Raw genomic sequence first — 25,074 nt, 5'->3', positions numbered from 1 at the left:
TTTTCAGTCCACAGGCTCCTGTTGGGTGGTGCAGTGAATACCGCCACCACCGGCGGCGATTGCGTCGATGTTGATCTGCACGACACGACGGTCGGGGAAGAGGCGCTCCAACTCGCCTTTGGCGGCCTGGTCGGCCTCGGGGTCACCGAATTCAGGGGCGATGACCGCTCCGTTGCATACGTAGAAGTTGATGTATCCGGCAGCGAAATCATCTGATTCGAAGTCCGGCCTGATCGAAACAGGCGCCTCGAGGACGACAACATCCAGGTTTCGTCCCTGTGCGTCGGTTGCGTTCTCGAGAATCTCGAGGTGACGTTTGGTCACGTCGTGATCAAACGACTCCGGGTCTGTGTCGAGTCCGGCAACCACCACACCCGGTCGCGCGAAGCGGGCGTAGAAATCCGTGTGGCCGTCCGTGATGTCCTTGCCTGCGATCCCGGGTAGCCAGATGATCTTGTCGAGACCGAGCAGGGGGCCGAGCTCGGCCTCGACGTCCGACTTCGACCATCCCGGGTTGCGGTTGTCGTTGAGGACACAGCTTTCGGTGATGATGGCCGTTCCTTCGCCGTCGACCTCGATGCCGCCGCCTTCGAGGATCAGATCGGTTGGCAGTGATTCGACACCCGCGCGGGCTGCGACAAACGCTGCGACGCGGCCGTCCTGATCAAAATCCTGCTTCTCGCCCCAGCCGTTGAAGTTGAAATCGATACCCGCTTTGGTCCCGTTGCCTTTCACGAATACGGGACCGGTGTCGCGCATCCAGAGGTCGTCGAGAGGTGCGGCGATCAGTTCGACGGATGGGCCGACGAGGGTGCGTGCCAAGTCCAGCTCCTCGGAACGGACTAGCATCGAGACGGGCTCGAACTGCGCGATAGTTTGCGCGATCGTCGCAAGGTTGCGCTGGACCTCGGGCAGGAGGGCCGCTCCCCAGATCGCTTCGCTGGCGCCGAACGCCATCCAGGTGCGCTTGTGCGGATCACCCTCTTCCGGCATCACCCACTCGCGAAGATCGTCATCTCCGTTGCTCCCGCCCGAGGCTGAGTCGGAATCGCCGCAACCTGCCAAAAAGAGGCCACTGAGCGCAGCGGCGCCTGCCTGAATGAACCGACGTCTGTGCATTGCGGTGACTCCTTCTGTTTTTCGCGTGCTCGCTTGGTCGCCGAGGAATCTGTTCATCGCGCGAACGGGCCAACATCCAGCTACTGTTCGATCCCACCAGATTTTTCTGGCGTCGACTTACTTGCACAGAGCATAAACCCTGACTGAAAATTCAGTCAAGAAAGTAGTGAGCATGAATGACGACATTCGGGATACCCGCCAGCCAATGGTGACTTCGCTCGGCATCATCTTGGGGTTCTTGCTGAACTTTCTGGCTCAGTGGGCAATTCGCGACGACGGCAAAGCGCCGGTGGAAACCACGACCGACTGGGTCATCGTGGTCACACTGTTCACAGCCGTCGCTCTGATGCTCATAGTTCTCTTCAGGACACTGAGCAGTTCGTACGAAGTGGAGCAGGCTCGCGAGAGATATCGCGGAATTCTGCGTCTCTACTTGTTTGCCATCTCCCTGGTTTTCGCCGGAATGGCCGCCGCATTGTTCGTGTAGTGGGGCCTGTCGGAATACTCCGACCGAAGGGTCACGAGTCGATGAGACCTTCGGCCGCGCCCCGCCAACCGCGGCGCTGGTAAGCCCGCGGCGACATGCCGTGGGCAGCGATGAAGACCTTGGTGAAGCCGGAGGCGTGCGCGTAGCCGAGTCGGCGGGCAGTCTCTCCGGCCGAGAGACCCTCCTCGAGATGAGCACGGGCGAGGGTCATACGTAATTGGGCACGCCAGCGTGGGTAGCTCTGGCCGGTGGCCTCAGTGAAGCCTTGGTGGAGCAAATTCTCGTCGACGCCGAGTCGAGCGCTCCACTCCGACAGCGTGCGCGAATCGGTGGGGTCGGCCCGAAGCGCGCCAAGGATCGTCTCGACTGGATCGCTCTGACGACTGCCATGTGGACGAGCCGCCGCAGAGTTGCGGACCAGCCTCGAGATCCGCGCCGGGTCGTGGATCTCGGGGCGCAGGTGGGTGTAATTCGCGACCACCGTGTGCAACAGATACCTCTCCGCTTCGCGCGCGAAGTGCAGCACACGTGGCGGCGGTGCGGCGACCGGAGAGGCGCCCGGCTGGGACCCGAGGGGAAGTAGTAGAGAGCCTTCCGCGATCTCGACACTGTTGCGAACTCCCGCTGGAAGCCACATCGCGTCGCCCCGCCTCAGATTCCACGTTCGGTCGCCGAAAGTAACCCGGGCGGAGCCTCGATATATCCAGACGACGACGTGAAAGTCGTTGACCCTAGCCCATGTTCCGCTTGCGGAGATCGTCGGCGGTATCGGTGCCGAGCGTGGTTGGGTGCCTTCCTCGGACAACAGCGCGACGCTCTGTGCCAACGTTTCGTTCTCATGGATCGGCGCCGCACCTCGGTGTGCACGTGCGTAGGCGCTTGGTGTCATGCCGGTGTGTTCACGGAAGGCGCGGGTGAATCCCGCGGGCGTCGCGAATCCGACCTGTCCACCCGTCCAACCGATTTCGCGTCCGGCGTCCAGGTAGGCGGTTGCTGCTGCGATCCGGGCCGAGGTACGCCAACGCACGAAAGACAACCCAGTCTCCTCGGTGAATCGGCGCTGCAGGGTGCGGACACCGATCTTGAGTTGCCGGGCAAACTGGGAAAGTTCGGTGTCGTCGGCTGGTGTCCGAAGAAGTGTGCGAGCGATCTCGAGGGTTTCGGCCGAGCGAGGCAATCTCGGCGGGGAGTGCGGCACCGAAGCGCCCGACTTTTTGGCATGGGCTCCCGCGACCAGCTCGAGCAGCCCGGCACCCACGGCCGTCCCACCGCGCAGAAATCCCAAGTTGTGTGCGAACTGGTGGACGAGCCAGTCCTGCCAGGCGGCCGGGATCTCGAAGTCGATGATTCGGTTCAACGTGGGAGGCAGGTCGGCAGCGGGCATCGGGATGGGAAATGCGACCGCCTCCGGGTCCACTCGAATGCTGTACGCGATTCCCGCCGGTACCCACACTGCGGCCCCCGCGGGCACGTTGCGGACGCGGTCGCCGATCTGCAGTTCTGCGCGTCCGGTGTGTACCCAGAACAGCAGCGGCTCGCGTTCATTCGCAATCGAGGCGAGTCGAGCGGCAGGGATTTCGGGGACTTCTCCCGCAGAGAACACCAACCGTGGTCCCACGATGCCCCCAATGTAGATGCCTTCTCGCACAGGCGACCGATGAGTGTAAGAAGTCGGCACGCACGGATAACCGTATCCGATTAGGGCAGGCTAGCTTTAATTACTGGCCGTCTCGCCGTGATCGAACGTGGGCCGAACCCCCGTCTGTGCGCTTCCGAGGAGTCTTTCCGTGCCCCGAAACACCCGTCCGACAACGGCGTACCCCGTCACCTTGCGTGAACTCGAGGTATGTCGGGTGGCAGACGTGACGCCGGGCATGAGGAGAGTAACGCTCACCGGCACCCAGCTCGAAACCTTTACCAACGCCGACGGTTACGTCGAGCCTGCCTTCACCAGCACGGGCTTCGATGACGACATTCGGTTGCTGTTCGCCTACCCTGGCGAAATCGACCCCGTCCTACCGGTGATGGTCGACGGCAGTGTGACTTTCGCTGCGGGGCGCCGCCCACTTGCCCGCGTCTACACCGTGCGTCGCTACGATCCGCGAACAAGGGAACTCGAGGTCGATTTCGTCGTTCACGGCAGTGGAGTGGCTACCGCCTGGGCACGCGGCGCCGGTCCGGGCGACCGAATGCACATCGCGGGTCCCTCTGTATCGCAGGGACTTCCGGAGGATTGCGAGCATCTGCTGGTCGTCGGTGACGAGACGGCGCTCCCTGCGATCGCGCGTCTGCTCGAAGGATTGCCCGCCGATACCAGGGGGCAGGTGTTCGTCGAAATTGCGAACTCAGCTCACATTCAATCGGTGCGCGAGTTGCCCGGGGTGAGTGTCACGTGGTTGCCGCGCGAGGGGGCCGAGCCCGGCACCACTTCTTTGTTACTCGACGCGGTCACTGCCGCCGAATGGTGTGACGAACGCGTATTCGCCTGGCTTGCAGGCGAACAGGCGACGGTTCGCTCGCTTCGTCGGTACCTCATTCGTGATCGAGGAATTGCGAAGACCGACATCGACTTCACCGGCTACTGGAAACGCGGCGAGGCCGTACGTGCAGATTCCTGACCTGGCTCCATCGCTCACCCGACATCTGTACTCAGTAAGACCGACAGCGCTCGATAACACCGAAAGGCAGAAATGACAGTCCTGCGCACCAGACGATCACGGATCACCGGACTGATCGGGGTCGCGCTCGCCGCAGCGCTCCTCGTAACCGGGTGCTCGGCCCCGGCCGAAGACTCGAAAACGGCATCCTCCCCCAATTCGGAAGGAAGTGCCCTTCCCGCGGCGGAAGGAACGACCACCTACCCGCTCACCCTGGAATCCCCTTACGGTACAAGCGTTCTCGAGAAGCGGCCGGAGCGTATCGCCGCGATCGTGCCCAATGCTGTCGACACGGAAATGCTCCTCGCCCTCGGCGTTAAACCGGTCCTCTCCTCGTCGATGGTCAAGGAATCGGCTTCCCAGTCGTACTTGTTGCCTTACGACGCAGAGGATCTTGACACTTTCGAGTTCGCGATGGGCGGAACACTTCCCGTCGAAGCCATCGCCGCGAGCGAGCCTGATCTCATCGTTGCCGTCGGCTGGGCTGACGGCCTGGGTGGTTTGTCCATGGGCGACTACTACGAGCGTTTGTCCTCCATCGCACCGGTGGTGACGAGTCCCGACACGAAATCGCGGATGCTCGTACCGTGGAAGGAATCGATTCGCGTACTCGGCGAGACCCTCGACCTCTCGAAGGCGGCCGAAAAGATCGTGGCCGACCATGACCGGTATTTCGCGAACGTGCGCCAGGAGAACCCGCAACTCGCGGGCTTGACTGCAACCTGGGCGATCTTCTACGGAACCGGCAATGGGCTGCAGTATCTTTCAGCACCCGGTTCGGCTCCGGCAACATTCCTGGGTGAGCTCGGCTTCGCCGAGAACCCGCGCGCAAAGGAATTCGTCACCCAGAGCACCGTCGGCGAGGAACTTCTCGAGAACATCGATGCGGACTTCCTGCTGATCGGCCGCAGCGCTGCCGGCAGCGAAGAGGATTTCGACAAGCTGACCGATGGAAAGCTCTTCCAGGCGCTGGGAGCCGTGTCATCCGGGCATTGGGTCGCTCTGCCTCCTCGTACCGCCGACGGTGGGGACGTTCTGTGGGCGATCACGAGTGGTGGTCCGATCGGAACGATGTGGGCGGCTGAGCATGTCGTTCCGCTCATCAGCGAGAAGCTGTAGGCGGACAACTGGAGAACGGAAAGCGCTCACCCGTCGCCACATGATTGTGTGGCGGCGGGTTGTTCGTACAGCAAGAACCCCGGGTTTCGGGGTTACCTATGGCACGAAAAAGGTTGCGAAACCTGGAGTGACCGGTCCGGCGGCAGGCAATATGGTGACCGCAACTTGCCCGGCCCCGGTCTGCAGGGTGGTCTCACCCGGGGTTGCTTGGTTGTCGCCCGAAAGCCGACCGGTGCCGGAGGTCCCTGTCGAGAGGTTCAGCCAACGCACTTCGGTCGACAGCATGCATCCCCACCGGGCGTCTGGGGCGCCGGTGATCGTCACCGTGCCAGGTTGTTCGCCGACTACCGCCACGCAGCGGACAGGAGGCGCGTCGAAGCTGCCATTGGGGTTCCCGAACGGTGCCGGGTTGATTTGGAACGGAACTGTGACTGCCGCGGAGGCGATGGCTGCGGGTGCCAGAACCGAAACGGCAACTACGGATGCGCAGGCGGTCAATCGGCGTACGAGACTCATCACGGTAACCTCCGGTAATCGAAGACGGTGTGGTGCTCATACTGTACCCGGAGTGCAATTGCCGCAAGGGGATCCACGTTTCAGATCAGTGACGGTTTGCAAATCACCGAGTGCGCTGCTGTCGGTAGAATCGTTGTCCTGCAACGAGTATCGGTACATGTACCCTGTAATGCGCGGTGAACTGCCCTATCTCATTGGGCTCCACCGAAAGTACTAACTTTTCATGCTTCGGCCGGCCGGCAGGTGGTGTAGCTCGAGCAACTTGGTGCCGCTCGCGAGACGGGTTGAATGTCTCTACAGTGGAGGCGATGGATGCGAATGGTGTACTCGCTTCGCTAGAAGCTGAACGCCCGCAGGTGTTCTCGCAACTTCTGCTGCTTCACATCTACGTGCGGTTGATACGGCGTGGGCTGCCGTGTGACATTGGGAGGTCGAGTGTCGACTGCCGAATACTTTCGACAGCAGTGGGTTTCGTTGGATGGAATCACGAAGATCAGGCCTGTCGACACCGGGTTGGTCGTCTAGGGGCATGCCCGGACTCGGCGACCTCTGGCCCGCGGGTAAGGGTGGGTGTCAAAATCACGCTTCGCATACCAAGCAAATGCTTGATCGCTAGAGTGTGGACATCAAAACGCCCGACAAAAGCTCGATTTCGAAGGAGTTCGTATGGTTGCACCCCAGGCCTATGTAGTCGATGCAGTCCGCACTCCGGTGGGTAAACGGAACGGCTCGCTCGCCGGGGAACACCCGGCGGACATGGGAGCCCATGTCATCACCTCGATTCTCGACCGCACCCAACTGGACCCGATGGCTGTCGACGACGTGATCTTCGGTTGTGTCGACGCTATCGGGCCGCAATCGGGCAACATCGCCCGTACCGCCTGGCTTGCAGCAGGCTTACCGCTGGATATCCCGGGAACGACAGTCGACAGACAATGCGGATCTTCACAGCAAGCCATCCACTTCGCAGCACAAGCAGTCATGAGTGGGACCCAAGATGTGGTGCTTGTCGGCGGTGTGCAGAACATGTCTGCGATTCCTATCTCTGCGGCGATGCGTGCCGGCAACGAATACGGATTCGACACACCCTTCAGTAAGTCACGGGGGTGGGCTGCTCGATTCGGCGAGGCCGAAATCTCACAGTTCGTCGGTGCCGACCTGATTGCCAAGAAGTGGGGTATCAGCCGTGAGGACATGGAGGAATGGGCACTGCAATCGCATCAGCGTGCCCGTGCTGCCATCGCCGACGAGCGATTCGAGCGTGAGACCGTGTCACTGGGTCACTGCGTCGTTGACGAATGCCCACGAGAGACATCCTTGGAGCAGATGGCTGCATTGCCCGCGCTGAGGGAAGGCTCGCTACTGACAGCTGCTGTGGCCTCGCAGATCTGTGACGGCGCGTCAGCGGCCTTGATCGTCTCCGAGAAGGCGCTCGAGGTTCATGGATTGAAGCCGAGGGCGCGTATTCATCATATGAGCGTGCGCGGCGACGATCCGATGCTGCAACTGTCGGCACCCATACCAGCGACCAAGTTTGCGCTCGCGAAGTCAGGCATGTCGATCGGCCAGATGGATACCGTAGAGATGAACGAGGCATTCGCTTCGGTAGTTCTGAGCTGGCTGATCGAGACGGGTGCAGATCCCTCCCGAGTAAACCCCAACGGTGGTGGAATCGCATTGGGTCACCCTCTTGGAGCCACCGGAACCAAGCTGTTCGCCACGATGCTGCACGAGCTGGAACGCATTGACGGACGGTATGGACTCCAAACCATGTGTGAGGGTGGCGGAACCGCGAACGTCACTGTCATCGAGCGGCTGAGCTGAAAGGAAGAATCGGGCGGCATGGAAGCCGCACTGTTGCAGCGCTCCGTCAGGTAGGCGGTATCAGAGCGTGATCGTGCGGGTCGGCTCCCAGATGGAGGGGTCGCGGTGGGTGACGACGAAGACGGTGGCCGCCAATTCCTGCACAGCGACGGCGATGCGGCGCTCGGTGCCCTCGTCGAGAGCCGAAGTGGCCTCATCGAGCACAAGCACGGGTGCGTTTTTGAGGAAGGCGCGAGCGATCGCCACTCGCTGACGTTCGCCACCGGAGAGAGCGGACCCTTGGTGTCCGACGTCCTGATGAATGCCGAGCGTCGAGCGGTCGAGAACGGCGCCGAGGGCAGCGCGCCTGGCGGCGTCCTCGATCTCGGTTTCGTTAGCCCCAGGTCTTCCCAGTCCGATGTTTTCCCCGAGGGTGCCGGAGAACATGAGTGGATCCTGCGACACGTAGCCGATGTGCGCGGCCAGGTCGTCGTAGGGCAAGTCGCGCAATGAAACTCCGCCCAGAGTGACGCTGCCTTCGTCCGGGTCGTCGAAGCGCATGAGCAGCCCGAGAAGTGTGCTCTTCCCGGTACCGGAGCGTCCCGCTACGAGCACGCGATCACCAGCGGGGATCTGCGCGTTGATGCCGCGCAGAACTGGCGCGTGATCCACGTCGACGATCTTGATGTCGGTTCCTGCCGGGCGACCTGCGTCCTGGGGTTCAGGCTCGGGCAGCGCGGGAGCTGAAGTCGCGGTGCGGTAGTCGCGAACCGTCGCGCGAAGTTCATTGACTCCGATTCCGGCCAGTGCGAGTTCGTCGAGCGGGGCGGCGGCGCGGGCGGTGAGGACGACGAGCGCGAGAGCGGCTGCAGGATCGTCGAATCCGGTGGCGGCGAGGAAGATTACTGCACCTGCCAGCGGCACGATCGCCGCGATCGCCGAGATGAATGTCGCTGGCGCCGCGGCGAGATTGGTCCGTGCAAGCGCGGTTTCCTGATCCCGCCAGCTTCGCTCGATCCGTTCGACGGAACGAGTGGGACCCGCTGCTGTACGCAGTAATTCGAGATGGTCGGTGAGCTCGAGAGTTGACTGCGTCGCAGCGAGTTCAACCTCGTGCCGGCGCTCGTCCGCTCGGCTGAGAGCGCGTTGGGCCAGCGTCTGAGCTGCGAGCGACACCGCGAGAAGTCCCCCGACGAGCAGCATGACTCCGGGTCCCGCGACGACCGCGATTCCAGGAAGCAGGAGCAGCGGGATCAGCGGTGCAACGAGGAAGGTCTGAAGTTGGTGTGCGGGAACACTCATCAGCGACGGGATCCCGCGCCCGGTGACGGTGGCGAGCAGAGCCCGGTTGTCGTCGGTGAACCAGGACAGCTTCGCGCGGGCGAAGGCATCCCCGAGCGCGTCGTAGAGATCGCCGACGAGTCGAGCCCCGGTGAAATATCCGCCCCGCGAGACCAGGACGGTCACGAAGAGGGCGATTGCGGCCGTGGCCAGGACGAGAACCGGCGGCCGGTGATCGGCGATCGAGAGCGCGAGAGTGGTGTACGCGATCGCCTCGAGGACCGCGACGGACACCCAACCGAGTCCGATGGTGATCAAGCGTCGACGGGCTGCAGTGGTGCTGTTCATTGTTCGGCTCCAGTCAGGGCAGCATCGGATGCGATGAGACTCCGGAGGTCGAGCCGATCGTCGGCGTCGTCTGCAAGAGCGGGGTCGTGGGTGACGATCACGATCGTCTTTCCTTCGTCGTGTGCGAGATGTCGTAGTTCTTTCAACAGTTCGGCCGCTGTCCGATCGTCGAGTGCGCTGGTCGGCTCGTCGAGCAGCAGTACTGTTGCGGGCGAAAGGAATACCCGAGCAAGCCCGACTCTCTGACGTTCTCCGCCGGAGAGTGAAGCGGCATCGACATCGAGGCTGACGTCGATCTGTGCCCGGCGAAGCGCTGCGGCGTATTCCGCGTCTGTTGCGTCGGGGGCGGCCAGCGCGATGTTCTCGCGCACCGTGGCAGGCAATACGTCTGCGCCCTGAGGCGTGAGCAGAATGGACCGTGGCCGCAGGTTCTCGTCGATAGTGTCGACGCTCTGGCCCGCGTAGCGGACGGTACCCAGATCCGGGATTTCGAAGCCGGCCAGTGCTTTCAGCAGCGTCGACTTGCCCGCTCCACTCGGTCCCGTGATCGCAGTGATTGCGGACGGGCGGAATGCATGCGTGACGCCGTCGATGACTCTGCGGTCCGCGATCGTGACAGTCAGGCCGAGGATCTCCAGTCGATCGGAGGGACTGGCGGCCGGAACGGTTGATGCTTCACCAGCCGGGAGGGTGGCTTCCTCCAGCGCTGCGGCGAGTCGGACTGCAGCAGAGCGTCCAGCCGCGACGTAGTCGAGGCCGTGCCCGAGCCGCAGGGCCGGTGTCACGATTGCGAGACTGAAGAGAATGGTGGCGGCCAATGTCGGTGCATCCCAGCGAAATCCGACGGCATAGGCGATCGCAAACGTTGCCGTCGCCTGCATGAGGGAAACGGCGACGGCCGCAGGGGTCGCCACGAGTCGAACGCGCTCCTGCATTCCCCGAGTGAACCGTGCTGTCGATTCTGCATAGTCAGCGGCAGCACCGGTCTGCGCGCCGTAGATCCGGCAGACGCGGATGCCGCGGGCATAGTCGTCCACGGCGGTCACGATGTCGCCCATGACATCCGCACGTTCAGCGCTGTACCGCGCAGCCATTCGAGGGATCACGATCACATAGAACAGTGCTGCCACGATGCCGGGAGCCAGAGCGAGAAGCGCCACCGGGCCGGCTGAGACGGCCAGCGCCGCGATCGTGAGCGCCGGGACCACCACGAGCGTCGCGAACTCGGCAGGTAGGTGCGCAGTCATATGGTGCAGCGCCGAGATGTCTTCGGAGACGAGCCTTCTCAGCGCGTCCCCGCTGTAGCGGGACAGCGTGCTTGCCGGCAACCGGACGACGTGGGCAGCGAGCTGGCGCCTGAGCCTGGCCTCGAACAGCGCCTCGGCGTGGTGCGAGAGCCACGACGACGTGGCGGCGAGCGTGACGCCGACGAGCCAGAGCCCGCATGCCCATTCGGCCCAACTCATGGACGGTTCACCGATGAGTTGCACGACGCACCAGAGCGCTCCGAGCATCGCGACCCCCGACGCAGCCGCCGCGACCACCCCGGCGGCCAATGCAGGCAGCGCCGGGCGCAAGGCCGGGACCAGCGATGGTTCGACGAGAGGGCGGGGCATGGATAACTCCTTGAATCAGCGTCAGGGTGCGGGCACGACAAGTGACCGAAACCTGAGGTTAGGCTTCGGTTGCCACTCTTGGTTATCGCAGTACGCCGATTTCTTACACTCGATTGGCAGCCGTCGGCGTCAGGATGCGGCCGAAATGGAAGTCAACACGTCTTCCCACATGTCCATGACTGCGGGTTCGGCTGGACCTGTTTGGGTGAAGACTGCCACGCATTTTCGGCGGAAGTCGTACATCTCGATCGAGCTGGTCAGTCCGTGAACGCCGTGCGTGCGGGTCAGCCAGCACTCCGCGACGCCGTTCAGGTCGATCATCGTCCGGCAGGTGTCCGAGGCTAGAGTCAGCGTTCCGCCGAACATGGCTGCCGCGTCGAGATCACCGCGATGAATCTGCAGGCAGCCGTTCCCGGCGACAACCGTCGTGACGGGCAGTTGTTGGTAGGACAGGTGCTCCATCCCGGCAGCCATGAGGTGAGGATCGATTCTCCGGTAGCCGAGGGCGCCCAGAGCGACCAAACCGTTGCGGCGTTCGCTGCCCCTGTCCGCGAGGATGAAGTCGAGTTGTGTCAGCTGATCGGCTTCGGCCCAGAATGCGGGCGTATTCGACGTCTGGATGGGAGGGTTGGCTTCCCTCGAAGCGTCGGCCGCGTTTCGTATCGCTTCGAAGGCGAGACGATCCGAGGCCGGGGTCAAATAGGTGGTGTGCGAACTCGATCCGTGAGTGTCGAACATCCGGAGCGTCGGCGGAAGGTGCTGCTCTGCATCAGTGGTCACCACCGAACCGAGGGCGGAAGGGTTCAAACGCAGAGAGACGAGTCCTGGCGTGCAGACCAGCGGATCACCGGGAACGGTGGGAACGGCGTACTTTCCCGAGTCGTTGACAGCCACTGGCCCCGCAACGGTGATCGCGACGACATCGCCCAAGAGGGACAACATTTCGCCGACTACCCCGGGTACCGTGTCGATCAGTCCACCGCGGAATCCTGGACGCGCAAGCAGCGCGTCCAGGTCCGACATGCGCGCCACAGCTGCGCAACGGCATTCACCACGGTGGGGACACATCTCAGTAGACATCCCGTAGGTACCGCTTCGATCGTTTGAGGTTGTTGACGTAGTCCTCAGCGGTATCCGCATCCAACCCGCCGTGCTCGGCGACCAACTCGTGCAATGCGTCGTCGACGTCCTTCGCCATCCGGGTGGCGTCGCCGCAGACGTACACGTGCGCGCCCTTCTCGAGCCAGGCGAACAACTCTCGGCCCTGCTCGCGCATACGTGTCTGGACGTAGATCTTCTCGGACTGATCACGAGAGAAGGCGAGGTCGAGACGCGTCAGGACACCGTCACGGGTCAGGCCGTTGAGCTCGTCCTCGTAGATGAAATCGCTCGACTGATGCTGATCGCCGAAGAAGAGCCAATTCTGCCCCGACGCGTTCCGCGCCCGACGCTCGTGCAGGAAAGCGCGGAAGGGTGCGATGCCGGTTCCGGGTCCGATCATCACGACGGGAGCAGCATCATCGGCGGGCAGACGGAACGAATTGTTCTTGGAGACAAAAACTCCGACCCGGTCTCCCTCGCCTACCCGATCCGCAAGATACGTCGAGCAGACGCCGCCGCGATCCCGCTCGCCCGAGCGGTAGCGCACACTCGCAACCGTCAGATGCACGGTGCCGTCATGGGCCAGCGGGCTGGACGAGATCGAGTAGACCCGATGCTGAAGAGGGCGCAGAAGACCAAGCAACTCTTCGGGATTCAGGCGAACTGTGGTGCCCAGCTGCAGAAGATCGAGCACATCTTTGCCCCACAGCCACGCGTCGAGCGCTTCCCGATCTTCGGTGTCGAGAATATGCTGCAGTTCGGCGTCTCCGCTGCGTCGGGCGATGTCGTCGATCAGATCGCGAGAGGGAATCGAGATCTCGTAATCGCTGGTCAACACCTGGTCCAGCGGCACGGACGAGCCGTCCTTCGCCGTGACGACGCAATCGCCGCTCACCCCGAGTTGACGGATGATGGCGTCGACGAGAGCGGGGTCGTTGATCGGGCGGATTCCCAATCCATCTCCGGCCTCGTAGTCCAGACCATCCTCGCCGAGTGCAAAGGTGAAGTGGCGGACTTCCTTGGCGGAGCCCTCACCGGACAACAGTCGATTGGCGAGAACAGTTGCAGGATAGGGGTTCTTGCGCGTCCATTGGGATTTGGTCTTCAGTGAACCGGATGCAACCGGCACCACCGCAGCGCCTGTGTCGCCGCCCGGACCGGCATCACCGTCCACGCCCGCCACCGCAGCGACGGCACGAACGATCCACTCGGCCGCGTCATCCTCGTAGTCGACGTCGCAATCGGTGCGGTCGACAACGCGGGTCCCGCCGAGCGCTTCGAAGCGAGCGTCGATGTTCTTGCCGGACTGGCAGTAGCCGTCGTAGCTGGTGTCACCGAGTGCAAGCACGCCGAAGTAGAGACCGTCCAATCTGGGGGCGCTCTCGGATTCGACTGCGTCCCAGAACAGCTGCGCGTTGTCAGGCATCTCGCCCTCGCCGTAGGTCGAGGTGATCACGAGTACCCGGCGCATGGCGGAAAGTGCGTTGATATCCACGGTGTCAAGACCCGCGACAAGTGGTTCGAGACCGTGGGCACGAGCAGCAGCGGCCGCGTCTTCGGCCACGGACTCCGCGTTGCCGGTCTGGCTTCCGAAGAGGATGTGCACGGCTGCCCCGGCAGTTCTTTCCACAGTTGCTGTTGCAGTACCGGTTTGACCGGGCATGACGGTTCGTGAGTGAAGACCGGCCAGGAATCCGGAAAGCCACGCTCGCTGGTCGCCGGTGAACGGTGCGTATTCGGGAATGTACGGAATTTCCATGATTTGAAGCTCACCTACGTTCGGGGGGAGAGAGGTCAGGACACCAGGTCGGGGATCGCACGTGAAGCGAACAACTCGTCGAAGTTCGGCAGGGATCCGAGTTTGTCCCGGTTCTTGTTGTCTTGAAAAAGAATCCACCCGTACGTCGCGGGACTGTCCATCGCCAGCACGTTGCGCAGACTCAACGCCTGCTTGTAGTCGTCGACCCGCTTGGCTGCAATCAGCGCGGCCAACTGTTCGTCGTCGTAGCCGGCCAGAATCTCTTTCGAGTACTTCACCAGGTGCTGGACGAGGGCGAAGTCCTCGGTCAGCACCAGATTGCGAGCTGCCTTCTGAACTGCTGGATCGTCGGGTCCCGACGCATTCGGGGTGCGGGCCGCGGCGAGTTGTTGGGCGAAGTGAAGCACGGTGTACTCGCTGAGGAGTGCGTACATCGTTGCGGTATCGGTTTCTCCGTAACCGGGGACTGCGCCGCCGAGTGCGGGACGCTCGTCTCGTACCGCGAGTTTGAAGGTGCGTACCTGCCGCGCCGCGATGGCGGAAGCCAACTCATCGAGAAGTTCTTTGTGCGTTTTGGCGGCAAGGATGGCGTCGCTGTCCTGGTAGAGCATCAGCGCCTTGGGCATCGCGTAGACAAACGAGTGCTGTTCGACTTCCCAGTTCTCGAGCAATCGGGTTCCGAGCGCGGATCCCGTTGCCTCCACATGCAGTTCGAGAAGGAGTTGCACTGCGTGGTTGTGGACGGCGGCAAGAGGGTCGGTCGCAGCGGTGATCGACCCCAACAGCACGGAATCGGTGCTCGCTCGCAGTGCAATCTCGCCGCGAGGGTCGTACTGGTAGAAGAACCCACCACTCATGCCGTTGCCGACGCCTTTACCGAACTCGCCGAGATTCAGGACGGCACCGTTTGTCATGTACTCACCGGCGAAGTCGCCGACGCCTTCGACGACAGCGCTGGCTCCGGAGTTGCGAACCGCAAAGCGATCGCCTGCTTCACCTTCGACGAACACTCGCCCACCGGTGGCGCCGAAGAGAGCGAAGTTGCCGATCAACACGTTTCCGCCGGCGTCACTGGAGCCGCCGCCAGGGCTGCGCACGGCGATCACGCCGCCGCTCATGCTCTTTCCCACGCCGTCGTTGCATGTCCCGGTGTGCTCCAGGTGCATGCCGTCGTTGCAGAATGCGCCGAACGACAGGCCCGCAGATCCGGTCGTCAGGACGCGTACGCTGCCCGGAGCGAAGTACCGTCGCCCACGTTCGTCGGTCAGCACTCCCGGAGTGAGAAGCCCGGCCGCTCCGTAGTTGAGTTCACGTTCGAGATCGACCGCCAACTGCCCGCCGACGCTCTTGTTCCGGTTACCCAGGTGCAGTGCACCTTCGGCGAATTCGGGTCCGGACACGGTGACCGAGGCCTCGCCACGGTCGAAGAGTGCCGTGCGAACCTCGTCCATGATCTTCTCGTCGAGCGCGTACTCGCGCTCGAGGTACACGGGATTGTCGACGGTGATGTCCGGCGCCGACGCGAACATCGCGCCCAGGTTCAGATTGCCGACGATGGACGGGTGATCGATCAGATGCAGGAGGTCGGTTCGTCCTCGCGCTTCCTGGAGGGATCGCATTCCCAGATTTGCCAACAGTTCCCGAGTTTCGTGAGCGATGTTGAGAAGGTACTGCGCCATGGCGCGGGGATCGCCGTCGAACAGTTCCGGGTTGGTGGTCAGTCCTGCGGGGCACTTGATGTTGCAGTTCTTGGCCATGACGCAGCCCATCATCATCAGAGCCGATGTGCCGAACTCGAAGCTGTCTGCGCCGAGTAGTGCCGAGGTGATGATGTCGCTGCCGGTCTGATGTGCGCCCGAGCATCGAAGAACGACCTTCTGACGAAGACCGTTGGCGCACAGAGCTTGATGGACCTCTGCGATACCGACCTCGGCCGCGCGGCCCGCGTACTTGAGGCTGGTCACGGAAGCGGCGCCGGTGCCACCGGTGTTTCCGGCGACGTTGATGACGTCAGCGCCTGCCTTGGCGACTCCGACGGCGATGGTGCCGATACCTTCCGAGGACACCAACTTCACGATCACCCGGATACGCGCTGCCTTGCAGTCGTGGATGAGCTGAGCGAGGTCCTCGATGGAGTACGTGTCATGGTGAGGCGGCGGTGAAACCAGTTCGACACCGGGGGTTCCACCGCGGGCCGCAGCGATGTCGATGGTGACCTTGGCTGCCGGAAGCTGGCCGCCCTCACCGGGTTTTGCACCTTGGCCGAGTTTGATCTCGATCTCTTTGAGCATCGGGTCGGCGAGGTATCCCGCCCAGATTCCGAATCGACCGGATGCAAACTGCTTGATACGCGATGCTCGAATTGTGTTGTAACGGGACAGGTGTTCACCACCTTCACCGCTGTTGGACATCGCGCCGACCATGTTCGTGCCATGCGCGACGGCTTCGTGTGCCGGAGCATTGAGCGCGCCGTGGCTCATGGCTCCCGACGCCAACTTCGGAGTGATGTCGCTGGCGCTCTGCACCTCGGAAAGAGGAACACCTGCCGGTGCGACCCGCAACTTGGACAGGAACTGTGCCCCGATACCTGTTGCCTTCAGAACCAGATCCGGTTCAGTCGCTTCGATGGAGATTTCGCCCGAGAAGATAGCGTTGAGAGCGTTTCCGAGTGCTGCCCGGCGTGCGGCGTCGTCGGCCAGTGGTCCGTCCAGGCGAAGTGTGTACCCGCGGTCTGCGGCGGATTCACACTGGATTCCACGCATCACGATCGTCGTATTGCCGTGTACCGAGAATCGGCTGATCTGCTCGGCGAACTCGGCTGTCGTCACCGCAAACGTGACATCGCCGGGAACGGAGATGACGTCGCGCAGCGCAGCGGGACGACGCGATCGTTCCGCAGCCATGACAGTAGAAAAGTCCCGGTACCCGGCGGTGATGTCGAAGTCGTCGATCTGTTCGGTGGTCAACCGGTCGAAGCTCGTCGCCCGGTATGCCCCGGCGTCGAGGCGGAAGGCGTCGTCGAGCCGTCCGAGGGGAAGGAGACGCAGAGCCTCGAATTGTTCTGTTCCCGAGGGGCTGTCGAACGCGATTTTCTCCTCGGTGAGTTCGACGTACTTGCGGACCGCGGTGGTACCGAACGAATGCCCTGCGCCGTCAGCGCGCTCCTTGAACAGACCGAGCAGTGGCAGGTCCTTCTCACCCCCGACTTCGCTCGCCCGCTCGTGCCACTGCTTCGAGGTCGCCGCGACGGTGTCGAAACCGACGCCGCCGACCGGGGATTTCATGTTGGGGAACCACTGACGCAGTACAGGGTCGGACGTATCGAGGAAGTTGGGTTCGAAGAATTCTCCGCCGATGTAGCTCTCGACGGTGCACAGACCGACGCGTCCCATCGTCTTCATGAGCGACTTCTCGGCGGCCTTCGCGAAGCGCCGGAACGCGGCGTCCGGGTCGGCCCCGAACTTCTCCTCGGCGCGAAGTTGCACAGACAACGGGTAGACGGCCGAAGCGCCGAAGCCGAGTGCGGCAGCAACGTGGTGCGAGGACTCGATCTGGCCGCTCTCCACGATGAGAGAGACACGCAGTCGCAGGCCTGCGTCGATGAGTCGCTGGTTCAGTGCTCCGACGACCATGATCGCGGGAAGTGTTGCACGCTCGTGAGATACGTGACGGTCGGTCAGGACTGCGATCCCGCCCTGTTCAGCTGCGAAGGCCACAACAGCGTCGCCGAGTGCGGTCATCGCGTCGACCATCGCTTGCGCGTCACCCCCGGCGGGGTAGAGCATTTCGAAGCGGCGGTGCGGTGTGTGGTTCTGTTCGCGGATCTTGAGCATGTCCAGATGCCCGAGGATCGGCGACGCGATGACGATCTGTTTGCCCTCTCCGGCAGTCGTCTTCGCGCCCAACGCGACCCGGAGAGTCATACCGTCCGCTTCACGGATGCTGTCCAGCGGAGGGTTGGTTACCTGGGCGAATCGCTGCGAGAAGTAGCGTGCCACACCGCCTTCGCGATCGCTGAACGCGTTGATGGCGTTGCCGTAGCCCATGGCGGAGACCTTCTCGGCTCCGTGCGTGAGCATCGGATCCATCAGGAATTTGAAGCTCTCCTGATCCAGGGAGTACGCCATGTAGCGCTGATGAACCTCGAAGGTTCCGTTGTAGCGCGTCGGTGAGCTCACCTTCTCCGCAGGTACGGAGGCAATGTCCTCGATCAGGATTCGTGACTGCTCCACCAGAGACTGGTAATCACGCTGTGCAGCAATCTTTTCCAGGGCCTCGCGGGCAGTGTAGGTGTGGCGATCTCGATGATCGAAGTAGAGCATTCCGCCGGCTTCGACGCGGCCACGGTGAATCACCGTCTCGGGTGGGAACGCGATCTGTCCGGCTTCGGAGAATGCGCACACGTAGTCGTGGGTCTCGATCGTGCGTAGTGGACGCAGGCCGAGGCGATCGAGGCGTGCACCGATGATGGTGCCGTCGCCGAAGACCAGCGCTGCCGGTCCGTCGTTTTTCTCCTCGTACAGCGAGAAGTACTCGAACATCGCCCGCACCGCAGGGGAGAGGGTGGTGTCGTTTTCCCAGGCAGGCGGCATCATCGAGACCACAGCCGTCACCAGGTCGACACTGTCCTCGATGACGCGAGCTTCCAGGGTCTGATCCAGTCGGCAACTGTCGGACTGGCCGGGCGGACGGACGATCGCACGTCGTTTCGCACTGGCGACGGCAGCTTCGGAGAGCCGATTCTTCTTGTCCGTGTTCAGTTCTCCGTTGTGAGCCATGAACCGGAAAGGCTGCGCCATCGTGGGATGCGGGTCCGTGTTGGTCGAGAACCGCGTGTGGAAGTACATCGTGTGTACGGCGTGATCGGGGTCGACCAGGTCGCGGAAGTACGGGATCACTTCGTCGGAGTTCAAGCGGCCCTTGAGAACCTGTGTTCTCGCGCTGAGCGAGAGTGGGTACAACCCGCGCAGCGCAGGCGTGTTGTACGCGATGGCTTCGATGGCGAGCAGCGCCTCGTGCACGAGGCGATCGACTACCGCGGGCTCGGGACGCGGAGTGGGGACCTCGAAGATCCACTGCCTGATCGGAAGCTGATGCGCGATCGCGGCCGGCCGAATCGACGAGTTGTCGACCGGGATGTCGCGCACAGCGAGGGTGGTGAAGCCTCTGTCGAGAAGTTCGCGTTCCACCAGAGCCGCTGCACGAGCATGCTGGGCGTCGTCGTCGGGAAGGAAGAAGTTGCCGACGCAGAAGCGGCCGGCACGGAGGTCGGAGCGCCCGGTGACCTTGCGGAAGAACCGGAGGGAGAGGTCCACCGAGACGCCGCCACCGTCGCCGACACCCTCGGAGGACATACCGCCGCGGTGCGGGACCGAGCAGAGTGCTTCGCGGCCCTTGATCAGGACATCGTGGGTCTGCACGCCGTCCTTGCGCGTGATGAACCCGACCCCGCAACTGCTCTTGTCATCTGCGGGGTCGTACAAACCGACGATGGACGTACTCACTGCAGCAACCTTCTCCCTGTCCTGGTTGCCCGGAGATTTGTTCGACCGGGCAGATACGACGGCATGTATTCCGTCAGGGCAGGGCGTCGCTGCTTCGATGAAGCGGCACCCGAATGGGATCAGACTACTGAGTAGAGGCTTACCTTAGTCAAGTCTGCTGGGTGTGACTTGGATCTGAGCAGGTCAGAGGGTTGCTTTGTAGGCGAGGGCGTAAGCGATCTTGCCCGGCTTGTCGTCTGTGTACGGCTTCGAGAGCTTTGCGAACTCGCCCTTGGACTCCGCTTTGCCATCGTTCCAGGCCGGCAGGACACCAAGATCGGTGGCAGTGAATCCGCTGTCGACGACCGCATCGCCCGCCAACGCGGTCTGCGCTTTGGTCACCGACTTCACCGTACTCAGGTAGCTGGAGAGATCATCGCGATTCCAGTTGGTGAGGTCGACGGGCGCGGTGTCGCGGACCCACGCGCCCCAGTAGAACTCCTGGAACGGGATCGAGCCTGCAGCGAATCCGATGTCGCGGGAGAAATACATCAGGCTGCGGTACTTGTCGTCGGCGAAGTTCGCCAGGCCGACGCTTTTCGGCAGGGACTGGACCGGCACCTGGTTTCCGTCGACGTCACGCGACCAGACCCACTTGTTCTTTTCCATCTCCGTCCAGAAGGCGCCTTCGGTCAGGCCGCTGAGGTTGCCGAGAACTCGGAGTCGCACGTGCAGGTCAGGACCTCCGTCGGCCGTCTCGATGAAGGACGTGAGGGTGTGGTGACCGTCGGTCAGGTAGAGATCGCCGCGGGGGCCGACGACCACGGTCTTCATGGGCGCGATGCTCTCGGCGGTTTCCTGACCCACCGGGATCTGGCAGGTGAAGGACGACGGGTCCTTCAGTGTCGACGCCGCAGTAGCGGTCGCGGCCTGGATCTGGCCGTTCGCCTCGCACCAGTCGTCGAACTTCTTGTTGATCGTGTCTTTTCCGAGCGTGTATCGCCCGAGCTTGTAGTACACCTCGTCGTAGCCGAGGGAAGGCTGCGTCGCATGAACGTCTCCGATGCGCACGTCCAGAAGGTCACCTTCTTTGGCGCACAGGTACTCCGAGCCGCCGGCGGAGCCTGAGAACGAACCGGTGGAGATGCCGCCACACGCGAGGGGAGCGGCGACGGCGGGTGTGCCCGCCAATGTTCCGGCGCCGAGCAGTGCCAGTGTTGTGAGTGCCGAGATGGCGGAACGACGCATGTGGGGATCTCTCCTGAGGGTGGGTTCGCACGTGAGGAAGCTTGCGTCACAATCGCTCAGGGTGGTTTCAGACTTACTGACAACAGACGTCCGCGCGGTGGCTACCACGTGAATTCACGTCGTAGCCACCGCGCGGTGAGCCGGTTGGTTGATCAGCTCTTGTAGTTGTAGAAGCCCTCGCCGACAGCGACGCCGAGCTTGCCCTCGTCGATGTAGTTCTTCTTGATGTAGTCGGCGAATTCGCGCTGCTTCTCGCCGCCCTGGGAGGAAATGTTGTAGACGGTGGTCAACCCGACGACGTCCATGATCTGGAAGGGACCGAACGGGGCTCCGGTGCCGATACGCCAAGTCTTGTCGACCATGTCGGGATCGGCGATGCCGTCGATCAGCAGATCGGATGCTGCATTGAGGAGCGGGACCAGTAGCGAGTTGAGTACGTAGCCCGCCTTCTCCTTCTTGAGCTCGATCGGCACCATGCCGATGTTCTTCGCGAACTCGACGACCTCGCGGTACACGGCGGGGTCGGTGGACTCGGTGCCCATCACCTCGGCAGTGTTGTTGACCCACACGTGATTTGCGAAGTGCAGTGCGAGGAACTTCTCGGGTCGACCGGTGAACTCCTTGAGGTCGCTCGGGAGAAGCGTCGACGAGTTGGTTGCGAACACCGTGTGCTCAGGAGCTACCGTGGCAAGCTTCTCGTAGGTGTCGCGCTTGATGGCGATGTCCTCGGGAATTGCCTCGATGACAAGATCGGCCTTGGCGACGGCTTCGGCGAGATCGTACGAGTACGTAATACGTTGCAGTGCTTCGTCGGCCTTGCCTTCCTTGGCGCCCTCGACGTTCTCGGCCTTGTAGGCCGCGGCCAACGAGTCGAACCGAGCCTTGGCCTTCTCGATGACCTCGGCGTTGATGTCGTACGCGACGACGTCGAAGCCGTGATAGGCGCTCTGATAGGCGATCTGTGAGCCGAGGACTCCGGTACCCAGAACGGTGATCTGCTTCAATTCAGTCATTTTCGATCCTCAATCCTATTCGGTGGGTAGTCCGGCAAGCGTCAATCGGACCTGTGCTGCAACGATGTTCGTGAGTTCGTCAGCCGTGATCCGGTCCAATGCCGCGCGGGCTATTTCGAAGTGCAGCACGTTGGAAATCGTTCGCGCTGCAGTGGTGGTTCGTGTGGTGTGGTGGGGGTGACCCTCGTGCAGGATTTGTGCAATCCGCGTTTGCAGGCGTTGCGAGAGCTCCAGGCCTTCGGCCCGGAAGCATTCGCTGGGCTCGCCGAACAACACCTCGCGTTGGTAGATGCCGGTGTTCTCGTCGTTTCGGCGACTTGCGATCAGCAGGGGTGAAACCAGCTCGAGCACACGAGCTTCTGTGTCCGTCGACTTGGCTTCACGCTCTTCTCCCAGTTCGATCTGCTTACGGTACTCCGCGTTGTACACCATGAGCAGCAGCTCGGCTTTGCTTGCGGCGTAACGAAAGAGGGTTCCGCCGGCTACATCGGCGCGGTCGGCAATCTCTTGAGTGGTGACCGCGCTGTAGCCCTTTTCCGCGAACAGTTCGGCCGCGGCGTCGAAGATGCGTGTCTGCTTTTCGAGCTTGTTGCGTTCGCGACGGCCCAGCCCTTGGTCCGGCTTCGTCATCCCGCTCACCTCGTCTCATTTCGGATCACGCTCATAAATGAGTCTACTCCGAAATTACGGGAGGATGACGTCTCCTCCGTCACATCACCGCAGTCCGCTGACCCAACCGGCAAACACGTCGGCGAACACGTCGGCTTCGCATGCGTGCACCGATTGGGGGTAGGCGCATTCGGGGTATCCAGCGACGACGGCGGCGAGTTCGACGTTGCAACACTGCGCCAAGAGACCGCGCAGGAGATCTGCAGCCGACCAACCGGCAACGGATACCGCCGGGATTCCCTCTTCCTCGTACACCTTCATCAGATCGTCATGCCTCCAGGACAATTCCTCGGCCACCAGTGCATCGGGGTTGAAAGACATGGCGCGGTCGAGTGATCCGCGCAGAAGTGAGTGTGGATCGTCCTCGCCGCGCAGCCTGGTCGCGAGGTCGGCCGGTGCCTTCTGCATGACGAACATCCAGGGTTTGCCGTCGGGAAAGACTCCGCCGAAGCCTGCCACGTTGAAGGGGAGGTGGCTACTGAGAAAATCGGTCTCCACGTCGACGTGCTGATCGTCTCCCAGGTGAATGAAGTGACCGGAAGCGATCTCCTCTCCGGTTGCCGGTTCGGCCCACGTGTTGTTCCACAGGTCGGTCATCCGACTGCCGTCGGGAAAATCGAGAACCTCGAAGAGGAAACCCATGTCGTCACCACTCTCCGTCGAAGTGGGTGGTTACTCCACCGGTGAGTCGAGAAACTGTTTGCGCCGAGGTCGCGAGGACGACTCGGCTTGTCTCGAAGGTCATCTCGTCGCGTTCGGTGTCCTCCGATTCGGGATCCTCGGCGAGTGAGAAGTCGAGTTCCACCTCCCGATCGGTGCTGGAACAGACCGAGATCATCAGTCCGAGTCGTTCGTCGGTGAACGCCGGCAGAGATTTCTCGGGATGAAAGTCTGCGGCCGCGTGAAAGAAGAACGCCGCCAGCCGTTCGACAAATCCTTCGTCGGTGTGTCTGCTGAGATACTGATTGAATCGATCGGGGCTGAGCAGGCCTACGTCGAAAACGAGTGTGGGTACGTCGGATTCGAAGACAGCGGCAGGAACCGCATGACTGCGAAGGAAGACCGCGGCGCCGCCGTACCCCGGCAACCTGAACCCGTCACGCATCTGGTGTACTCCCGTCGCAGAGGTGTCCTGTCCACGCTAGGCCATAGCCCGCACGCGTGCTGCTTACCGGACACGTCGGTTGATGGAAGAATTACCGCCTATGAGCGCTGTCCTGTACCCGGCCGTCGAACCATACGAGTCGGGGTTGTTGGAAGTGTCGGATGGTCAGAGCCTCTACTGGGAGACCGTCGGGAATCCGGCCGGCATCCCGGTTCTCTATCTCCACGGTGGCCCTGGTTCCGGATGCACTGTCGGTGCCAGGCGTTTTTTCGATCCCGAAACCTTTCGCGCAGTTCTGTTCGATCAACGAGGCTGTGGGCGCAGCCTTCCTCTCGCGAGTGGCCCGGACGTCGATCTCACCGTGAACACGACGGCGCACATCCTCGACGACATCGAGCGTCTTCGTGAACATCTCGGTATCGAACGATGGCTCGTTTCCGGCCTTTCGTGGGGCGTCAGTTTGGGTCTGGTGTACGCCCAAGCGTTTCCCGGGCGGGTGATCGCGATGGCATTGGGCGCGGTCACCGGCGGGACGAGACTCGAAATCGAGTGGATCACCCGTGCCATGGGCAGAATATTTCCGCGTGAATGGGAGGAGTTCGTCGCGCCGCTTCCGGTGGAAGAGCGTGACGGAAACCTCCCCGCGGCCTACGCGCGACTGCTCGCCGATCCGGATCCTGTTGTGCGGGAAAACGCTGCGTTGCAGTGGTGCCGTTGGGAAGACGTGCATGTGTCGCTGATGCCGGGGTGGACTCCGAGTGTTCGATACCAGAATCCCGACTTCCGCCGAGTGATGACCAGGCTGGTCACGCACTACTGGGCCAACGATTGTTTCCTGGCGCCGAATCAGATCCTGGACGGCATGGACCGTCTTGCCGAGATTCCCGCGATTCTCGTGCACGGACTGTATGACATTTCCGGGCCACTCGACACTGCCTGGGCGATCCACCAGCGGTGGCCGGGCAGTGAATTGGTGGTACTCGACGGCGCCGGGCATGGCGGCGGTGGATTCAACGAGGCAATCGTGGAAGCGCTGAATTCACTGGCTCATTCGGTCTGATCGAGTGCTCCGGCGTGGGCCGCGGCGAGCGCGCCGGCAGCAGCACGATCGGCAACCGACCGGTCGACGGGTAGATCGGCGACCAACAGGCGATAGTAGATGGGCGCGGCTACGGCCGCCAGAAGATCAGCGGCTGAGACCTTCTCGGAGATCTCCCCGCGTTCGACTGCTCGGCGGACCACGATGTCTGCCAGTTCGTAACGTGCGGAGTAGAACTCGCGCTTGAGTCTCGCCACCTCGGGTGTGCGGACTGCGTCCGAGAACAGTGCGGCCACCAATGCGCCGCCCGACTCGCTGGTCACCAGTGCGACTATCGATCTGGCCATCTCGCGCAGGTCGGATTCGATGGAGCCGGTGTCCGGGATGGGAACGGTGGTTGCCGATATTTCGACGGCCGCGTCGGCTACGAGTTGAGACAAGGTGCTCCATCGCCGGTAGATCGTGGTCTTGTGGACTCCGGAACGGGCGGCTATGTCCTCGATGGTCATCGCCGCGAATCCGCGTTCGGACAGTTCGGCCGCGGTGGCCGCCAGAACTGCCTTGCGCACCCTGGCGCTGCGCCCTCCGGGCCGTTGTGGTGTCGAGGTCATGGGCCAACCTTATCGCAACAAGGTGTTGTGTTAGTTGTGGCCGCATGGTTCACTGAGCTAATGCAACTTGTCGTTGCATTAGAGATGAATTGAGGGGTGT

18 protein-coding genes are annotated in these 25,074 nt (G+C 62.4%); 5 read left to right on the top strand and 13 right to left on the bottom strand.

The window, feature by feature from the left end; genetic code table 11:
- Nucleotides 1-3: 3 nt before the first annotated feature.
- Complete coding sequence (locus ACZ3J7_RS27335; RefSeq protein ID WP_298775765.1) at nt 4-1,119, bottom strand: agmatine deiminase family protein; 1,116 nt, start codon at nt 1,117-1,119, stop codon at nt 4-6.
- Between the two features lie 172 nt (nt 1,120-1,291).
- On the opposite strand from ACZ3J7_RS27335, the gene ACZ3J7_RS27330 reads away from it, so the two are divergent.
- Nucleotides 1,292-1,606 carry a hypothetical protein gene (locus ACZ3J7_RS27330; protein ID WP_206029123.1) on the top strand — a complete coding sequence of 105 codons (315 nt, stop codon included), beginning with the start codon at nt 1,292-1,294 and terminating at the stop codon, nt 1,604-1,606.
- A gap of 31 nt (nt 1,607-1,637) precedes the next feature.
- Here ACZ3J7_RS27330 and ACZ3J7_RS27325 read toward each other — a convergent pair whose 3' ends face one another.
- Nucleotides 1,638-3,209 carry a helix-turn-helix domain-containing protein gene (locus ACZ3J7_RS27325; RefSeq protein WP_465625569.1) on the bottom strand — a complete coding sequence of 524 codons (1,572 nt, stop codon included), beginning with the start codon at nt 3,207-3,209 and terminating at the stop codon, nt 1,638-1,640.
- A 250-nt stretch (nt 3,210-3,459) separates the two neighbouring features.
- Between ACZ3J7_RS27325 and ACZ3J7_RS27320 the strand changes: the two genes are divergently transcribed.
- The 3 genes from ACZ3J7_RS27320 to ACZ3J7_RS27310 all read left to right on the top strand — a co-directional run bounded on the left by ACZ3J7_RS27320 (nt 3,460) and on the right by ACZ3J7_RS27310 (nt 7,722).
- On the top strand, nt 3,460-4,224 hold the full coding sequence (locus ACZ3J7_RS27320; RefSeq protein ID WP_465625552.1) for a siderophore-interacting protein: 765 nt from the start codon (nt 3,460-3,462) through the stop codon (nt 4,222-4,224).
- A 72-nt stretch (nt 4,225-4,296) separates the two neighbouring features.
- Nucleotides 4,297-5,382 (top strand): ABC transporter substrate-binding protein, encoded by a 1,086-nt coding sequence (locus ACZ3J7_RS27315; RefSeq protein WP_298775774.1) that lies wholly within the window; start codon nt 4,297-4,299, stop codon nt 5,380-5,382.
- A gap of 1,182 nt (nt 5,383-6,564) precedes the next feature.
- Nucleotides 6,565-7,722, top strand: coding sequence for an acetyl-CoA C-acetyltransferase (locus ACZ3J7_RS27310; RefSeq protein ID WP_298775779.1), 1,158 nt, complete (start codon nt 6,565-6,567; stop codon nt 7,720-7,722).
- Nucleotides 7,723-7,782: 60 nt separating this feature from the next.
- Here the strand turns inward: ACZ3J7_RS27310 and ACZ3J7_RS27305 are convergent, their stop codons facing one another.
- From ACZ3J7_RS27305 to ACZ3J7_RS27260, 10 genes are all read right to left on the bottom strand, one after another.
- Complete coding sequence (locus ACZ3J7_RS27305) at nt 7,783-9,330, bottom strand: ATP-binding cassette domain-containing protein (RefSeq protein WP_298775781.1); 1,548 nt, start codon at nt 9,328-9,330, stop codon at nt 7,783-7,785.
- Entirely contained in the window at nt 9,327-10,946 is a 1,620-nt protein-coding gene (locus ACZ3J7_RS27300; protein ID WP_298775783.1) for an ATP-binding cassette domain-containing protein, read from the bottom strand. Before ACZ3J7_RS27300 ends, ACZ3J7_RS27305 begins: the two co-directional genes overlap by 4 nt.
- A 129-nt stretch (nt 10,947-11,075) precedes the next feature.
- On the bottom strand, nt 11,076-11,969 hold the full coding sequence (locus ACZ3J7_RS27295) for a ChuX/HutX family heme-like substrate-binding protein (protein ID WP_298775785.1): 894 nt from the start codon (nt 11,967-11,969) through the stop codon (nt 11,076-11,078).
- A 46-nt stretch (nt 11,970-12,015) separates the two neighbouring features.
- A complete protein-coding gene (locus ACZ3J7_RS27290; protein ID WP_298775787.1) occupies nt 12,016-13,806 on the bottom strand; it encodes a sulfite reductase subunit alpha in 1,791 nt (596 codons plus the stop codon).
- Between the two features lie 35 nt (nt 13,807-13,841).
- Nucleotides 13,842-19,310, bottom strand: a complete 5,469-nt coding sequence (locus ACZ3J7_RS27285) for a glutamate synthase-related protein (protein ID WP_298775789.1) — start codon at nt 19,308-19,310, stop codon at nt 13,842-13,844.
- Between the two features lie 183 nt (nt 19,311-19,493).
- A complete protein-coding gene (locus tag ACZ3J7_RS27280) occupies nt 19,494-20,537 on the bottom strand; it encodes a ParB/Srx family N-terminal domain-containing protein (RefSeq protein WP_124567988.1) in 1,044 nt (347 codons plus the stop codon).
- A gap of 152 nt (nt 20,538-20,689) precedes the next feature.
- A complete protein-coding gene (locus ACZ3J7_RS27275) occupies nt 20,690-21,550 on the bottom strand; it encodes a 3-hydroxyacyl-CoA dehydrogenase (protein WP_095972294.1) in 861 nt (286 codons plus the stop codon).
- A gap of 15 nt (nt 21,551-21,565) precedes the next feature.
- Nucleotides 21,566-22,180 carry a TetR/AcrR family transcriptional regulator gene (locus tag ACZ3J7_RS27270; RefSeq protein WP_095972295.1) on the bottom strand — a complete coding sequence of 205 codons (615 nt, stop codon included), beginning with the start codon at nt 22,178-22,180 and terminating at the stop codon, nt 21,566-21,568.
- A gap of 84 nt (nt 22,181-22,264) precedes the next feature.
- On the bottom strand, nt 22,265-22,861 hold the full coding sequence (locus ACZ3J7_RS27265; RefSeq protein WP_296554028.1) for a hypothetical protein: 597 nt from the start codon (nt 22,859-22,861) through the stop codon (nt 22,265-22,267).
- A gap of 4 nt (nt 22,862-22,865) precedes the next feature.
- The gene (locus ACZ3J7_RS27260; protein WP_019745870.1) at nt 22,866-23,324 is read right to left on the bottom strand and encodes a hypothetical protein; all 459 of its coding nucleotides are present in this window, start codon (nt 23,322-23,324) and stop codon (nt 22,866-22,868) included.
- Between the two features lie 100 nt (nt 23,325-23,424).
- Between ACZ3J7_RS27260 and pip the strand changes: the two genes are divergently transcribed.
- Entirely contained in the window at nt 23,425-24,384 is a 960-nt protein-coding gene (gene pip, locus ACZ3J7_RS27255; RefSeq protein WP_235170597.1) for a prolyl aminopeptidase, read from the top strand.
- On the opposite strand, the gene ACZ3J7_RS27250 is transcribed toward pip, so the two are convergent.
- On the bottom strand, nt 24,372-24,974 hold the full coding sequence (locus ACZ3J7_RS27250; RefSeq protein WP_298781655.1) for a TetR/AcrR family transcriptional regulator: 603 nt from the start codon (nt 24,972-24,974) through the stop codon (nt 24,372-24,374). The two genes, pip and ACZ3J7_RS27250, sit on opposite strands and share 13 nt — an antisense overlap.
- Nucleotides 24,975-25,074 lie beyond the last annotated feature (100 nt).

This window comes from Kitasatospora sp. NPDC015121 (assembly GCF_055562955.1).
The sequence above is the reverse complement of the archived record's forward strand: the minus strand, read 5'-3'. Positions and strand labels throughout refer to the sequence as shown.

Coding starts and splice junctions, on each gene's coding strand:
- ACZ3J7_RS27300 (WP_298775783.1), bottom strand. CDS start 10,946: ATGCCCCGCCCTCTCGTCGAACCATCGCTGGTCCCGGCCTTGCGCCCG.
- ACZ3J7_RS27295 (WP_298775785.1), bottom strand. CDS start 11,969: ATGTCGGACCTGGACGCGCTGCTTGCGCGTCCAGGATTCCGCGGTGGA.
- ACZ3J7_RS27280 (WP_124567988.1), bottom strand. CDS start 20,537: ATGCGTCGTTCCGCCATCTCGGCACTCACAACACTGGCACTGCTCGGC.
- ACZ3J7_RS27290 (WP_298775787.1), bottom strand. CDS start 13,806: ATGGAAATTCCGTACATTCCCGAATACGCACCGTTCACCGGCGACCAG.
- ACZ3J7_RS27315 (WP_298775774.1), top strand. CDS start 4,297: ATGACAGTCCTGCGCACCAGACGATCACGGATCACCGGACTGATCGGG.
- ACZ3J7_RS27265 (WP_296554028.1), bottom strand. CDS start 22,861: ATGGGTTTCCTCTTCGAGGTTCTCGATTTTCCCGACGGCAGTCGGATG.
- ACZ3J7_RS27310 (WP_298775779.1), top strand. CDS start 6,565: ATGGTTGCACCCCAGGCCTATGTAGTCGATGCAGTCCGCACTCCGGTG.
- ACZ3J7_RS27260 (WP_019745870.1), bottom strand. CDS start 23,324: ATGCGTGACGGGTTCAGGTTGCCGGGGTACGGCGGCGCCGCGGTCTTC.
- ACZ3J7_RS27330 (WP_206029123.1), top strand. CDS start 1,292: ATGAATGACGACATTCGGGATACCCGCCAGCCAATGGTGACTTCGCTC.
- ACZ3J7_RS27270 (WP_095972295.1), bottom strand. CDS start 22,180: ATGACGAAGCCGGACCAAGGGCTGGGCCGTCGCGAACGCAACAAGCTC.
- ACZ3J7_RS27250 (WP_298781655.1), bottom strand. CDS start 24,974: ATGACCTCGACACCACAACGGCCCGGAGGGCGCAGCGCCAGGGTGCGC.
- ACZ3J7_RS27335 (WP_298775765.1), bottom strand. CDS start 1,119: ATGCACAGACGTCGGTTCATTCAGGCAGGCGCCGCTGCGCTCAGTGGC.
- ACZ3J7_RS27275 (WP_095972294.1), bottom strand. CDS start 21,550: ATGACTGAATTGAAGCAGATCACCGTTCTGGGTACCGGAGTCCTCGGC.
- ACZ3J7_RS27305 (WP_298775781.1), bottom strand. CDS start 9,330: ATGAACAGCACCACTGCAGCCCGTCGACGCTTGATCACCATCGGACTC.
- pip (WP_235170597.1), top strand. CDS start 23,425: ATGAGCGCTGTCCTGTACCCGGCCGTCGAACCATACGAGTCGGGGTTG.